This window comes from Sphingomonas sp. Leaf242, from assembly GCF_001422045.1.
Lineage (GTDB): Bacteria > Pseudomonadota > Alphaproteobacteria > Sphingomonadales > Sphingomonadaceae > Sphingomonas.
In genome coordinates this window covers 563,522-575,766 of record NZ_LMLW01000001.1, presented here as the reverse complement: position 1 = coordinate 575,766, position 12,245 = coordinate 563,522, and the positions used below count along the sequence as shown (strand labels likewise).

The 12,245-nt window shown below is 61.8% G+C and carries 9 protein-coding genes, 1 tRNA gene and 1 pseudogene; 5 read left to right on the top strand and 6 right to left on the bottom strand.

Going from position 1 to position 12,245, the window contains the following annotated elements:
- Positions 1-2: 2 nt before the first annotated feature.
- Together rodA and ASF09_RS02585 are read left to right on the top strand one after the other, a co-directional pair.
- Positions 3-1,109, top strand: a complete 1,107-nt coding sequence (gene rodA / locus ASF09_RS02590) for a rod shape-determining protein RodA (protein ID WP_093397059.1) — start codon at positions 3-5, stop codon at positions 1,107-1,109.
- A 156-nt stretch (positions 1,110-1,265) separates the two neighbouring features.
- Positions 1,266-1,341: transfer RNA gene (locus ASF09_RS02585), tRNA-Lys, on the top strand.
- A 507-nt stretch (positions 1,342-1,848) separates the two neighbouring features.
- On the opposite strand, the gene ASF09_RS20005 is transcribed toward ASF09_RS02585, so the two are convergent.
- The 3 genes from ASF09_RS20005 to ASF09_RS02565 all read right to left on the bottom strand — a co-directional run bounded on the left by ASF09_RS20005 (position 1,849) and on the right by ASF09_RS02565 (position 3,881).
- Positions 1,849-2,100: a hypothetical protein gene (locus ASF09_RS20005; RefSeq protein WP_156359145.1), complete on the bottom strand. Its 252-nt coding sequence runs from the start codon at positions 2,098-2,100 to the stop codon at positions 1,849-1,851.
- Positions 2,101-2,551: 451 nt separating this feature from the next.
- On the bottom strand, positions 2,552-2,860 hold the full coding sequence (locus ASF09_RS02575; protein ID WP_060524327.1) for a hypothetical protein: 309 nt from the start codon (positions 2,858-2,860) through the stop codon (positions 2,552-2,554).
- A gap of 352 nt (positions 2,861-3,212) precedes the next feature.
- Positions 3,213-3,881 (bottom strand): hypothetical protein, encoded by a 669-nt coding sequence (locus tag ASF09_RS02565; protein ID WP_060524325.1) that lies wholly within the window; start codon positions 3,879-3,881, stop codon positions 3,213-3,215.
- A gap of 778 nt (positions 3,882-4,659) precedes the next feature.
- On the opposite strand from ASF09_RS02565, the gene ASF09_RS02560 reads away from it, so the two are divergent.
- Together ASF09_RS02560 and ASF09_RS02555 are read left to right on the top strand one after the other, a co-directional pair.
- Entirely contained in the window at positions 4,660-5,520 is an 861-nt protein-coding gene (locus ASF09_RS02560; protein ID WP_082444009.1) for an FkbM family methyltransferase, read from the top strand.
- Between the two features lie 420 nt (positions 5,521-5,940).
- Positions 5,941-6,825 (top strand): annotated as a pseudogene (locus ASF09_RS02555) (aldo/keto reductase); the annotation flags it as partial.
- Positions 6,826-7,000: 175 nt separating this feature from the next.
- On the opposite strand, the gene ASF09_RS02550 reads toward ASF09_RS02555, so the two are convergent.
- Together ASF09_RS02550 and ASF09_RS02545 are read right to left on the bottom strand one after the other, a co-directional pair.
- On the bottom strand, positions 7,001-8,602 hold the full coding sequence (locus ASF09_RS02550; protein WP_082444007.1) for a glycoside hydrolase family 43 protein: 1,602 nt from the start codon (positions 8,600-8,602) through the stop codon (positions 7,001-7,003).
- On the bottom strand, positions 8,599-9,840 hold the full coding sequence (locus ASF09_RS02545) for an MFS transporter (protein ID WP_060524319.1): 1,242 nt from the start codon (positions 9,838-9,840) through the stop codon (positions 8,599-8,601). The genes ASF09_RS02550 and ASF09_RS02545 overlap by 4 nt, the downstream gene beginning before the upstream one ends.
- Positions 9,841-10,118: 278 nt before the next feature.
- On the opposite strand from ASF09_RS02545, the gene ASF09_RS02540 reads away from it, so the two are divergent.
- Complete coding sequence (locus ASF09_RS02540) at positions 10,119-11,168, top strand: LacI family DNA-binding transcriptional regulator (protein WP_082444006.1); 1,050 nt, start codon at positions 10,119-10,121, stop codon at positions 11,166-11,168.
- A 19-nt stretch (positions 11,169-11,187) separates the two neighbouring features.
- Here the strand turns inward: ASF09_RS02540 and ASF09_RS02535 are convergent, their stop codons facing one another.
- A complete protein-coding gene (locus ASF09_RS02535; RefSeq protein WP_082444051.1) occupies positions 11,188-12,225 on the bottom strand; it encodes a glycoside hydrolase family 43 protein in 1,038 nt (345 codons plus the stop codon).
- Positions 12,226-12,245: the final 20 nt, after the last annotated feature.

Here is a 12,245-nt window from a genome sequence, read left to right as displayed (position 1 = left end):
CGATGAACCGTATCGTCCCCGAGCCGCTCGCCAAGCTGCCGTGGCGCGTCCTGCTGCTGGTGGTCGCGATCGGCTGTTTCGGCCAGGTCGTGCTGTATTCCGCGGCCGGCGGCTCGCTCAAGCCCTGGGCGCTGTCGCAGGGCATCCGCTTCTTCGTCCTGCTCGGCGGTGCGATCGCCCTCTCCTATGTCCCCGAGCGGACGTGGAAGGCGGGCTCGCTACCGGCCTATGCGCTGATCGTCGTGTCGCTGGTCGCGGTCGAGATCCTCGGCAAGGTTTCGGGCGGGTCGCAGCGCTGGCTCGACCTCGGCTTCATCCGCCTCCAGCCCTCCGAGTTCATGAAGCCCGCGATCGTGCTCGCCTGCGCCAAGTTCTACGACATGCTCCCGCCCGGCGAGACACGACGGTTCAGCGCGGTCTGGCCCGCCGCGCTGCTGATCGGCGTCCCTGCGGCGATCGTCATGAAGCAGCCCGATCTCGGCACTGCCCTAATGATCTGCGCGGGCGGCGCGACGGTAATGTTCCTCGCAGGCATCCCGCTGCGGCTTTTCGCGGGCGGCGCGATCACCGCCGCGGTGGCGATCCCGCTCGCGATCAACTTCGCGCTGCACGACTATCAGCGCAACCGCATCCTGATCTTCCTCGATCCCGAGAGCGATCCGCTCGGCACCGGCTATCACATCAGCCAGTCGAAGATCGCGATCGGCTCGGGCGGGATCTGGGGCAAGGGCTTCCTCCAGGGCACGCAGAGCCACCTGGACTACCTCCCCGAGGGGCATACCGACTTCGTCTTCGCGACGATGGCGGAGGAATGGGGCTTGGTCGGCGGCTGCCTGCTGATCCTCGCGTTCCTGCTGGTGATCCGCTGGGGCATCGAGGTCGGCCAGCGCGCGCAGACCCGCTTCGGCCGGCTGACCGCGGCGGGTCTGTCGACGACGATCTTCTTCTACGTCGCGATCAACCTGATGATGGTGATGGGCCTCGCCCCCGTCGTCGGCATCCCGCTGCCGCTGGTGAGCTTCGGGAGCTCGGCGCAGATGACCGTGCTGCTGTGCCTCGGCATCCTGATGTCGATCGACCGCCAGAACCGCAAGACGGTCGGCTGGTGACGCGAAAGTCGAGTTAATTCGCGAAAAAACGCCCTGATCGACCAAAACGGACTCGGATCGACGAAAAGGGGGTTGCGGCCCCCGAAGAGTCTGCTAACAGCGCGCCTCCAGCAGCGGGGCGCCACACCAGGGCGCCACTCAAAACCGCCCCGGAATGGACGCATAGCTCAGTTGGTAGAGCAGCTGACTCTTAATCAGCGGGTCCTTGGTTCGAGCCCAAGTGCGTCCACCATTTCCTTCTATATGCATCAGGCATTTAGCTCGGTCCCGCTTGAATTTTGAGGCGGAATGGACTCGTGCTGTGACCAGTTTTGTGACGTCGGCCGGGGTCTTCTCTCTCGGGCGCAGTGTGACCTGATTTTCCCTCGAAAATCAGCTGGTCTGCATAAGGCTGCAAATGCTTGACCGAGATGTGCGCGTAACGACGCACCATCGCAGTTGGCGAGCTTGGTCTCGAGTCCGCCGATCAGTAGCGTGTCGGCGAGCAACGTCTCGAGATACATCGGCGTATCGAGAACTGCGACCGGATGATTATTGGCTGGGGTAGAGGAACGTCAGGATTTTGGCCGACGACAGTCCGCGCACCTCGGCATGAAGGCAGCAAACAGATCGCGCACGCGGTCGGTTTCGGCGATGAAGCCGGCTGGAGCGGTGCGCCAATCATGCCCTTGCGCCCCCTCGCCCCGATCGACAATCGACCGGCCCGCGGCATCGATTGCGTCGCCCGGCGGAAGGAAAGTTAGCGTGAAATAGTAGCGGCTCTCGTATGCGCGCCTTCTGCTTCGAAGGCAGTGCGGCGTTTTTGATCGACGAGCCAGGAGGCGGGGGCGAGAAATTCGCCGACGGGGTATCCCAGCGCTTCGAGGCGATCAGCTTCGAATAATAGGGCCCAGCCCGGCCCGAACCGCTTGACCACGTTGTTGGCGCGAGCGCAGACGCCGACCAACTCAGCCTCGGTCGCGCTTTCGAGATCGAGCTGATCGTTATCCAAGTTCGATTTTACGGCATGAATGTCGTGATGAGAGGAAAGCGGAAGGGCGGCTTTCGGAACGATACGCTGGAAAGCGGACGCCGTGGATTAACGACTTGTGAGCAGCGGCTTCCTATACAGCGCGTCCGGGGCCTTGGCCGCTTCGATCCTGATACGGCGATGTAGCACCCCCACTATCAGCGCCCCCCCTACTGGAGACAGCCCGACGAGCATCTCTATCAAATCCGGCTGCCAGCCTGCCAAAAGAGCCGCCACATAGATCAGCGCAAAGAACGCGAACCATGCGAATGCTGCGGCATCAACTGGGAGCGGCGGCGCCCCGCTTTGATAGTGCTGGTGCGCAAACGCCAAAACGCCGCTTTCATGCGGCCCCCATCTGTGTCTCAAGCCAATCGTAACGTTGGGCTTCGGGAAGCGCGACCTGCGCTGCGAACGGCAATAATTGGGCGGTTCAAACCCATGCCGAACCAAACACCGACCGGTGCCAATACACTCCTGGCGCGGCGAACCAACCCGCATTCCCTGGTGCTTTGAACATCGCAAGCTGGCGCATGTCGATGGCATAGCGTTGGTGGAACGCGATCAGCTCGCGGAGGTCGTCGTCATTCGGGTGACGGGCAAGTCGGATATGCAGTCCATCGCCGCGCCCCTCATAGCCCGAAACAACTTCCATTCGGTCGAGCCATGCAAAGAACAATGCCTCGTCGTTCTCGTGGAAATAGCGAACGCGGTTCGCGATGAGAGTTAAGGGTTCGGCCATGCCCCTCCGCCCCACGCTTGCGTATAACTAAGCAATGACCGTATCCGGGTATCGGCAATTGAACCTGAGGGTCGTAGTTGGGCACTAGCGGACAACCTTATCAACGGCCTCGGCCCAGTCGTCAGCAGTAGCTGGGTCGTCATGCATTACAGACAGAAGCTGCGCGGTGTCGTCGGACGAGCGAAGGCTCCGTTCCCAATAAGCCTCGACGTACGTGCACATCGCCCGGAAGGCGGCATCTTCGTCCAAAATGCGTGGTTTCGGTCCGATCGCCATCGCGTGATGGTGGCACGTTTTCATGACCCGCTCAACGACCGCTATCAGCAAGCGGCTAGACCAAGCCCGGTGTCGACTATTGGGCGTTAGCGGAATAGCCGAGATGGGAGGAAAGCGGACGTTCGACAGCGCTTCGATCGAGGTGGCAGCCTGACCAATATTGATCAGCAGGATGCCGAAACGGGCAAGCGTCGCCGAAGCCAGTCAGCAATTTGTAGTGCTTCAGGTGCGTCGACATCAGGAGCCAGATGGATCGTCTCAGCGCCGTAGTCGAAACGAACGGAACCCATTGTTGCTTCGTGAAAGGAACATACTGGGCTCCGTCATTGTCCTCTCCGGCCCACTGGGACATGTCTATGCGCAGATTGTCGATCATGTGGGTGCTATACCGCCACGTGCGTAAAAACGGGCCAGCACGTCTTGTGATCGTCAACTCGCCTCGATGGACCCGAATGATGTCGACGCCGACGATTTGACCCATAAGTAAAACCGTTGTTCCGGCCAACACTAGCACCAATACGACAAGCCAAACTGGCGTCATCGCATCCTGATAGTGGCTGATTACCGCCTTGCTGCCACCCCAGGCCCAAAGGAGCAGCCAGATACTCAGGAATGCCGATCCGACCCACGCCTTCCGTGCGGGGAGCCGAAGATGCTCAAAGCCTTTCTTCCACTCGACACGGAATTTGAGCCGACCTGCTTCCACAACACTCGCATCCGGCCTGTTCGACATGAGTCTCGTCATGAGTGCTAGCGGTTAATACCGAGTGAGCGAGATACCGGCTATGTCGTCAATTGGCGTAGGCGACGGACTGCCATATGGTTCAATTCTGATTTAGTTGACCAGATCTCTCAGTCTGTCTCGGGTATCAAGGGGGTACATCGCGACATAGGACGTCGAGAAACCTCGCGTTTCCGCGCGGCAGAGGCGGCTCTGGCGGAGGGGTTATACGCCGCGGCCGGGATCGCCAATCTCCGGGACCGAAGAAACGCGCACCCTCCGCTGTTGAGAAGGCAGATGGCGTTAGCGTACTTCGCTCCACGCTCGGACCTTTCCCGAAAAGGATCGGGAAATGGGAATGAAAATCGTGTTGTATCGGGCAGGTGAAGCTGCTGGACTGCCGCCTGAGCGCAGGGGTAGACCGATACGATAGTCTTTTCGCGACTTGAACTTGTCAGGGCCGACCCGCCAACCCTCTGTAGCCCAGAGACCGCCAGAACCTCTCCGCCGTGTCGTTTGCTTTAAGGATAGGGAGACTTGACTCCTGCGCTTGCGATCCGCGGCTCAATGCTTGATCCGGTCAGGAATAGATCAGCCGATGCCTGCCCGGACAGTGCACCGAATGTGAAGCCCTGTTCGGCAGCCAGCAATTGGCGCTCTCGCGCTATAGGCGGGTGTGCCGCGTCGATAGGCTTCATACCGTGATCGCCCGGTTGCTGCTCGGAAATTCAAAACCTTTAATTTGCGCCATAAAATAATCGGCATGGCTTGAATGTCAGAGCTGGTCATCTGATAAGCCGGTATGCCAAGACCAATCAGCCCGACCATTTTCGGACGAAAAGTTTCGTATTTGAGACATTTTCCTCAGATGCAGCGAGCTTTGCGGAGAAGATACCTTCATAATCGTGCTTTTGCACAATCTCTCGGCAACGAGATGGTACTTTGCCGGATGCTTGGGCAGTACAAGATATTTGTGGATCCGAACGATTGGAGTGTATCACCGCATATTATCGCGGATGGTATTTGGGAGCCTCGCGTCACCGAAATTGTTATAGACACTTTGAAAAAAGGTATGACCGCGATAGATGTAGGCGCAAATCTTGGCTATTTCTCGATGATCATGGCTGATAGATGCGGTGCTACCGGAAGAGTTCTCGCAATCGAACCTAACCCGGCAATGGCCCAGCGCATTGAGGCCACATGCATTTTAAACGGCGTTACGGATAGAGTAACGGTGCACACTTTCCCTGTCGCGGAGCGCGACGGTCGGGATGTTACGCTAATGATCCCATTAAACCATCCGGGAGGAGCCCAACTTACCGGCGCAATCGTCGCGAATTCGATGCGCATCGAATGCAGCACACGTCGATTGGACAGCATTCCTGGTGCTCTGGAAGCAAATTTTGTCAAAATCGACGCGGAAGGTTTTGAGGAGGCAATTTGGCAAGGCATGCGCCAGATGGTTGACGGCCAACATCTTCGTACCATGGTTGTCGAGTTTTCTCCTTCTGTGTACGCCGACGCCGGGCAATTTATCGATGAGATTACCAAAGCCGGCTTTGCAATTCATGACATCGACCACGGAAGCGGCCGCCAGCCCATTGGGCGAGACGCTCTTATGAACGGTGAAGAACCCTTACGAATGCTCCTGCTTCGACGTTAGATTTGGCAACGTCGGCTGTGTTCGCTCTAGTGCGCGAAAGAAATAGCCGCCAACGACGTAATCTGGGTGATAGCGGAATGGCCGAGCTGGGAAAGAAAGCGGACGGGCAGCTGGCGGGACAATGCGCTGGTAAGCGGGCGCCGTGGCTTACCGACTTGTGAGCAGCCGTTTCCTATACAACGCGTCCGGAGCCTTGGCCGCTTCGATCCTGATACGACGATTTACCACCCTACCCTCAACGGACCACCTAATAGAAGCAGCCCGACCAGCACTTCTAAGAAATCCGGCAACCAGCCAGCCAGAAGTGCCGCTGCATAGATCAGCGCGAATAACGCGAACCATGTGAATGCTGTGGCATCAACGAGGAGTAGCGGTGTTCTGCCTTGATATTGCTGGTGTGCAAAACGCCGCTTCGTCGCCGCGCGAGCGTCGCGCGATCGGCTGGTGATCGCGACGAAATCGGGGTTTGCGACCGGCCGCGGCTATCACGCGGGCGGCAATGGCGCGCGCCACATCCTGGCGTCCGTCGAAGGATCGCTCCGCCGCCTCCGGACGGACTTCATCGACCTGTACTGGGTGCATGTCTGGGACGGCATCACGCCGCCCGAGGAACTGCTGCGGACGATGACCGCGCTCGTCGCAGCGGGCAAGATCCGCTACTGGGGCATATCCAATACCCCGGCATGGTACGTCGCCGAACTCGCGACGCTGGCGCGGGTACAGGGCGATCCGGCGCCGATCGGCCTGCAATATTTCTATTCGCTCGTCGAACGCGGGGTCGAAGCCGAGCATCTGCCGCTCGCGCGATCGGCGGGCATGGGGCTCGTGCCGTGGAGCCCCCTCGCCTATGGTCTGCTCACCGGGAAATACGACCGCGCGACCGTCGAGGCGGGTCCGAAGCGCGCGGGCGGCGTCCCCAACCAGGCCGGGCAGCACGACACGGCGCGGCCCGTCGACGACAAGCGGCTCGATGGCGACAATCCGTTCGGCGACACGCTGTTCACCGAGCGCAACTGGCAGATCCTCGACGAACTGAAGCGCGTCGCAGCGGAGATGAACGAGACGCCCGCGCGCGTCGCGCTGTCCTGGGTGGTCGGGCAGCCCGGCGTCGCATCGACGCTGATGGGCGTGAGCCGGGCGGAGCAGGTAACCGACAATGTCGCCGCACTCGGCCTCACCCTGCCACCCGAGCACCGTGCTGCGCTCGATGCGGTGAGCGGTGGCAACCTACCGTTTCTCTACGGCTTGTTCGCCCCTGCCGTGCGCAACCAGGTCGTCTTCGGCGGCGGAGACGTTCGAAGCTGAAACGTCATCCTGGAGCCGCCCGCCCGAGACGAGATCTGCGCCCGGTCGGCTCCAATCGGCAACTGCGTCCTCTGGCGCATTACTTCACGGTGCTACGATGGCACTACGGTGAGAATTCCGCGGAGTGGGACAGGCCCAGATATTGCGAGACGATCATGGACACGGCCAATTCCCGTCAGTCCGCCCCATCTTCGACATACTGGAAAAACCGGAAATCGGCGGGGCGTGCGGTCCCGGCAAGATCCTGGCAGGCCATGCCGACAAAAGTTCCGGTGAAGTTCGGCAGACCGGGCAGCGTCGCCTCGTCCGACAGGAGGCTGGCATCGAATGTCTCCGGCAGCCACTGCCAATCGGCGACAGGCGTCACCCGAAAGCCGAAGTTCAGCCGTTCGTGATCGACGCTCGCACGGAGTTCGATCGGTCCGGGCGGAAGCGCCACGGGCGACGTCAACGTACTTTGCCCCTCGCCGATCGGCAGGACGGACAGGACCTGAAGCTGACGCTCGCCCGCGTCTCCTGCGGTTACATGCAGAAAGAGGTATTTGCTGCTGTTGTAATAGCAGATCAGCCCCGCTGCCTGTTGGAAATGCTCGGGATCGAAGTCCATCAGCGTGCGGACGTCGTAACGGAACGCCTGCGGTCGGCGCGCGACCAATGCCTGATGGAAGTGACTGCCGATCGTCTCGCGACCGAACAGGCGCAGATGGCCGGGTCGCTCGGTCAGGCTGAACAGATACTCGGGATACGGCGTGCGAAGCCATTGAAACGCCTGCGGCAGCACCGGCAAATCGAAAACGTCCAGTGCGCGAACGGGAGTTTCGACGACCGTATCGGCGAGCGGCTCGGCACTGCGCAGCCAGCCATCGTCGTCCCAGCGCATCGGCCGGATCGCAGTCTCGCGACCCAGCACGCACCGGTCGCTGTCGGGCAGCGGCCGGCCGCAAAGATACGCCATCCACGTCTGGCCGTCGGGCGTCTCGACGAGATCGCCGTGACCAAGCCGCTGCAACGGCGCGTCCGGGTTGTCGCGCGACGTCAGGACGGGGCCGTCGGGATGTACCGCATAGGGCCCGAACAGGTTACGCGAGCGTGCCATCACGATGGCGTGCCCGCGCCCCGTGCCGCCTTCTGCGACCAGCAGGTGATACCAACCATCGCGCTTGTAGAGATGCGGACCTTCGGTGAAACCGAGCGCAGTTCCTTCGAAGATCATGCGGCGATCGCCGATCAGGCGGCCCGCTGCGAAGTCCATCTCCTGCACGATGATACCCGCGAACCGCTGGCGATCGGGACGATGATCCCACAGCATGTTGAGCAACCAGCTACGGCCGTCGTCGTCATGGAACAGCGCGGGATCGAACCCGCTGCTGTTCAAGTGCACGGGATCGGACCAGTCGCCGTCGATCCGGTCGCTCCAGACCCAGTAATTGTGGAAGTCCCGGAGCGAGGCGCCCTTCGCGCCGTCGACGGTGGTGCGGCCATAGCGCTTTACATCGGTGTAGATCAGATGGAAGCGACCATCCTTGTAGCTGATGTCGGGCGCCCAGACGCCGCAGGAATCGGGATCGCCGCGCATGTCGAGTTGCGTTGGTCTCGACAGCGGCCGACCGACCAACTGCCAGTCCGTCAGGTTGCGACTGTGATGGATCTGTACGCCCGGAAACCATTCGAACGTGGACGTCGCGATGTAATAATCGTCTCCGACGCGCACGATCGAGGGATCGGGGTTGAACCCGCGCAGGATGGGGTTGGCCGGTGTCATACGATGTGAAGTCATGCGGTCTTTCGCACCATGGTCCAGAGCAGCGCCGCGCCGACGATATCGAGCAGCCCCAGCAATATGAAGAAAGGCTGATACCCGACCTGGTCGACGAGCGCGCCGAGCGTCAGCGTGAAGATCAGAACACCAAGATTGGCCGCGGTTCCCGATATACCGGTCGCCGTTGCCACCTGGTCCTGTGGGAACAGGTCGGAACACAAGGTGATGACGGTTACCGACAGCGTCTGATGCGCAAATCCGCCCAGACACAACAGCGCGATCGCGGCGATCGGACTCGTGACGCTGCCCACGAACATCATGCCGGTCATCATCACCGCGCCGAGCGTGAAGGCGCTGCGCCGCGCATCGATCAACTGGACGCCGCGGCGTTGCAGGAACGCGACCACGGCCGGTCCGAACAGGCATCCCAGATCCGCTGCGAGGAAAGGCAGCCAGGCGAACAGCGCGATCTGCCCCAGATCGAAATGGCGCGCCTGCACCAGGTAGAGCGGCATCCACAGCGACAGCATGCCCCAGACCGGGTCCGCCAGGAACCGCGCGGCGGCGATCGCCCACAGGTTGCGACGCCGAAGCAGTTCACCGAGCGGCGGTCGGCGCCGACGCTTCACCAGTTCGGCTTCCTGCCCCTCGACGATCAGCGTGCGTTCGCCATCCGACAGCGCGCGGTGCCGCCCGGGTGGCGCATACCAGAATAGCCAGAGGACGACCCATGCGAGCCCCAGCCCGCCGGCCACGAAGAACGCCGCGCGCCAGCTGTGATTGAACACCGCCCATGCCACCAGAGGTGGCGCGAAGACCGCACCGAACGAGGCGCCGATCTGATAGATACCGCCGGCGATCCCTCGTTCGCGGGCCGGAAACCATTCCGCCACAAGCTTCATGCCGGCCGGTTGCGCGGATCCCTCGACCAGCCCCAACGCACCGCGAAGGCCGGCAAACCCCATCCACCCGCTCGCGAAGCCATGTCCCAGCGTGATGAGCGACCAGATCGAGACGAACAGCGTGAAGCCGATCTTGAGCCCGATCAGATCGAGCAGATAGCCTGCCACCGGCTGAAACATGATGCCGAACTGGAATGCGCCGGTGATCCAGGAGTATTGTTCGGACGAGATGTGCTGCTCGGTCATGATCGCTGGCGCTGCGACCCCCAGAATGCTGCGGGTCAGATAGTTGATGACCATCGCGCCGACGAACACCGCGATGATCGTCCAGCGGATATAGGGAAATCGCTTCATCCGCCTGCCCCGCCTGGTAACGCTAACATCATACGATTGGCCTTTGCTATGAGTGTAGGCAACCCATCGCAACGATAAAGTTCGTGTTGGTCCGAAGCGCTGCCGTGCGTCGCTCGCATGGAGATCCGGACGACAATCCGGCGGGTGGCGCGGATATCCATTGACCCCCAACCTGACGACGATGCACGTCGGGGCATGACGACGAGTTCCGAAGCCGAAACCCTGCATACTGCCAAGACGATTGGCACCCCTAAGTCGGCGGCTGGGTAGAGATACGCATGCAGCGCTCTCCCTCTCGGCCTCGCGGGGCGACCGTCATCGATGTCGCCAAACGGGCCAATGTATCGCCGATGACGGTGTCGCGAGTCATCAACGGCGACGCAGGCGTGCGTGCCGAGACCCGCGCGCTGGTGACCGATGCGATCGCCGAACTTAACTACACGCCCAATTTGACGGCGCGCAATCTGGTCACCTCGCGCGAGGTCCGGATCGGCGTGATCTATTCCAACCCTAGCGCCGCGTTCATGAGCGACCTGCTCGCCGGTGTGTTCGAGGAGGCCTCGATCCACGCCGCGCAGTTGATCCTGTTGAAGGGCGAGAACGGCAAGCCACCGACCCGTGCCGCGGTCGAGGGGCTCATCGCATCGCGGATCGGTGGCATGATCCTGGCGCCGCCGCTCGGTGAGTCCGAGATCATCCGCGCGATCGTCGCGGACGCGAACCTGCCGCTCGCGATCGTCGGCGGCATTGCCCCCGGCGCGATCTGCGTCGGCATCGACAACCACCGGGCGGCCTACGACATGACCCGCCATCTGATCGGGCTCGGCCATCGCCATCTGGGCTTCGTGCTGGGCAATCTCGACCAGTCCGCCGCGACCGAACGTCTGGCCGGATTCCAGGCTGCGATACAAGAGGACGGCGCGCTCGAAACGCAGATCGTCCAAGGCGATTTCAGCTACGCCTCCGGTCTGATCGCCGGCGAGACATTGCTGGCCGGGTCGCGACCGCCCACGGCCGTGTTCGCGAGCAACGACGACATGGCCGCGGCGGTAGTCTCCGTCGCGCACCGCCGCCATCTCGATGTGCCGAGCGACCTGACCGTCGTCGGGTTCGACGACAGCACGGCCGCGGTCACGCTCTGGCCGCCGCTGACGACGATACGCCAACCGGTCCGCGCGCTGGCCGCGGAGGCGCTGCAACGGCTCATCCAGGCTATGCGCCAGGGCGGGGGCACCGGGAAGGCTACGGCCAAGTCTCAAATTCTCGACCATGTGCTTGTCGAACGGGAATCGACCGCCCCTCCATGCGCGATCACCCCGACGAGTTGAGCGTCCCCGGTACGGCGGGTCAGCCCGCACCGCCTGCCGATCCCGATACCGAACCAGAAACACCAGCGTCGGTCTGAACGACAGGAACCATCGTGCCGTCGGGGTTGTAGCGAAGATGCTCCACGGTAACCGCGCGGCGCCCGATCGCGCCATTCAGTTCGCCGATCGCAAGCGACGCGTTGTGCAGGAACAGATACCAGTTACCCCTGAACTGCGCGATGCCCGGATGGATCGTGAAACTGTACTTGCCCGACCCCGTCAGCAGCCCACGATAGGTCCACGGTCCGGCCAGCGACGGCGCGGTCGCATAAGACACGTGCTCGTCGCGCTGCGCCGCACGATCCAGCGACGCGTAGGTCAGGTAATACAGCTTTCCCCGTTTGTGCAGCCAGGGACCCTCTTCGAAATGCGGCGGCGTGATCTCATGGATCGGACCGTCGATCTCGATCATGTTAGGCTTCAGCTTGGCGATGTAGCATTGCCGGTTGCCCCACGCGATCCAGGTCGTCCCGTCGTCGTCGGTCAGCACGGTGGGATCGATATCCTCCCAGCTATGCGTCCCCTTCGGCGTCATGGCATTGGTGATCAACGCCGATCCCTTGGCATCGACGAAGGGACCGGTCGGCGTGTCCGATACCGCGACCGCGATCGCCTTGCCCGGATGCGTCTTGTCGTGTTCGACGGCCGCGTAGAACCAGTATTTGCCGTTCTTGGCGATCGCCTGTGACGCCCATGCGTCCTTCTTGGCCCATTTGAAGTCGGCTACGTTCATGATCGCGCCGTGATCCGTCCACGTCTTCATGTCGGTGGTCGAATAGACCAGCCATTCGCGCATGTTGAACATCTCGTCGCGTTGCGCTTCGTCATGCCCGACATAGAGATACAGCGTATTACCGACGACCAGCGGCGCCGGATCGGCCGTGAACTTGTCCCGAATGATCGGGTTGCCGCCGCGGACGGCGGCGGCGGGGTCCCGGCCAGGAGCCGCCCCGATCGGCGACCCCCCGATCGTCAGGGCCGCGAGCGTGACGACGAGACAGACGCGAACTCGACGCATGATCGATGTTCCCGATCGAT

Excerpts from the sequence above, each read along its gene's own strand:
- ASF09_RS02545 (WP_060524319.1), bottom strand. The coding sequence starts at position 9,840 with ATGAAGCGATTTCCCTATATCCGCTGGACGATCATCGCGGTGTTCGTC.
- ASF09_RS02540 (WP_082444006.1), top strand. The coding sequence starts at position 10,119 with ATGCAGCGCTCTCCCTCTCGGCCTCGCGGGGCGACCGTCATCGATGTC.
- ASF09_RS02560 (WP_082444009.1), top strand. The coding sequence starts at position 4,660 with ATGCCAAGACCAATCAGCCCGACCATTTTCGGACGAAAAGTTTCGTAT.
- ASF09_RS02575 (WP_060524327.1), bottom strand. The coding sequence starts at position 2,860 with ATGGCCGAACCCTTAACTCTCATCGCGAACCGCGTTCGCTATTTCCAC.
- ASF09_RS02565 (WP_060524325.1), bottom strand. The coding sequence starts at position 3,881 with ATGACGAGACTCATGTCGAACAGGCCGGATGCGAGTGTTGTGGAAGCA.
- ASF09_RS02550 (WP_082444007.1), bottom strand. The coding sequence starts at position 8,602 with ATGACTTCACATCGTATGACACCGGCCAACCCCATCCTGCGCGGGTTC.
- ASF09_RS02535 (WP_082444051.1), bottom strand. The coding sequence starts at position 12,225 with ATGCGTCGAGTTCGCGTCTGTCTCGTCGTCACGCTCGCGGCCCTGACG.
- rodA (WP_093397059.1), top strand. The coding sequence starts at position 3 with ATGAACCGTATCGTCCCCGAGCCGCTCGCCAAGCTGCCGTGGCGCGTC.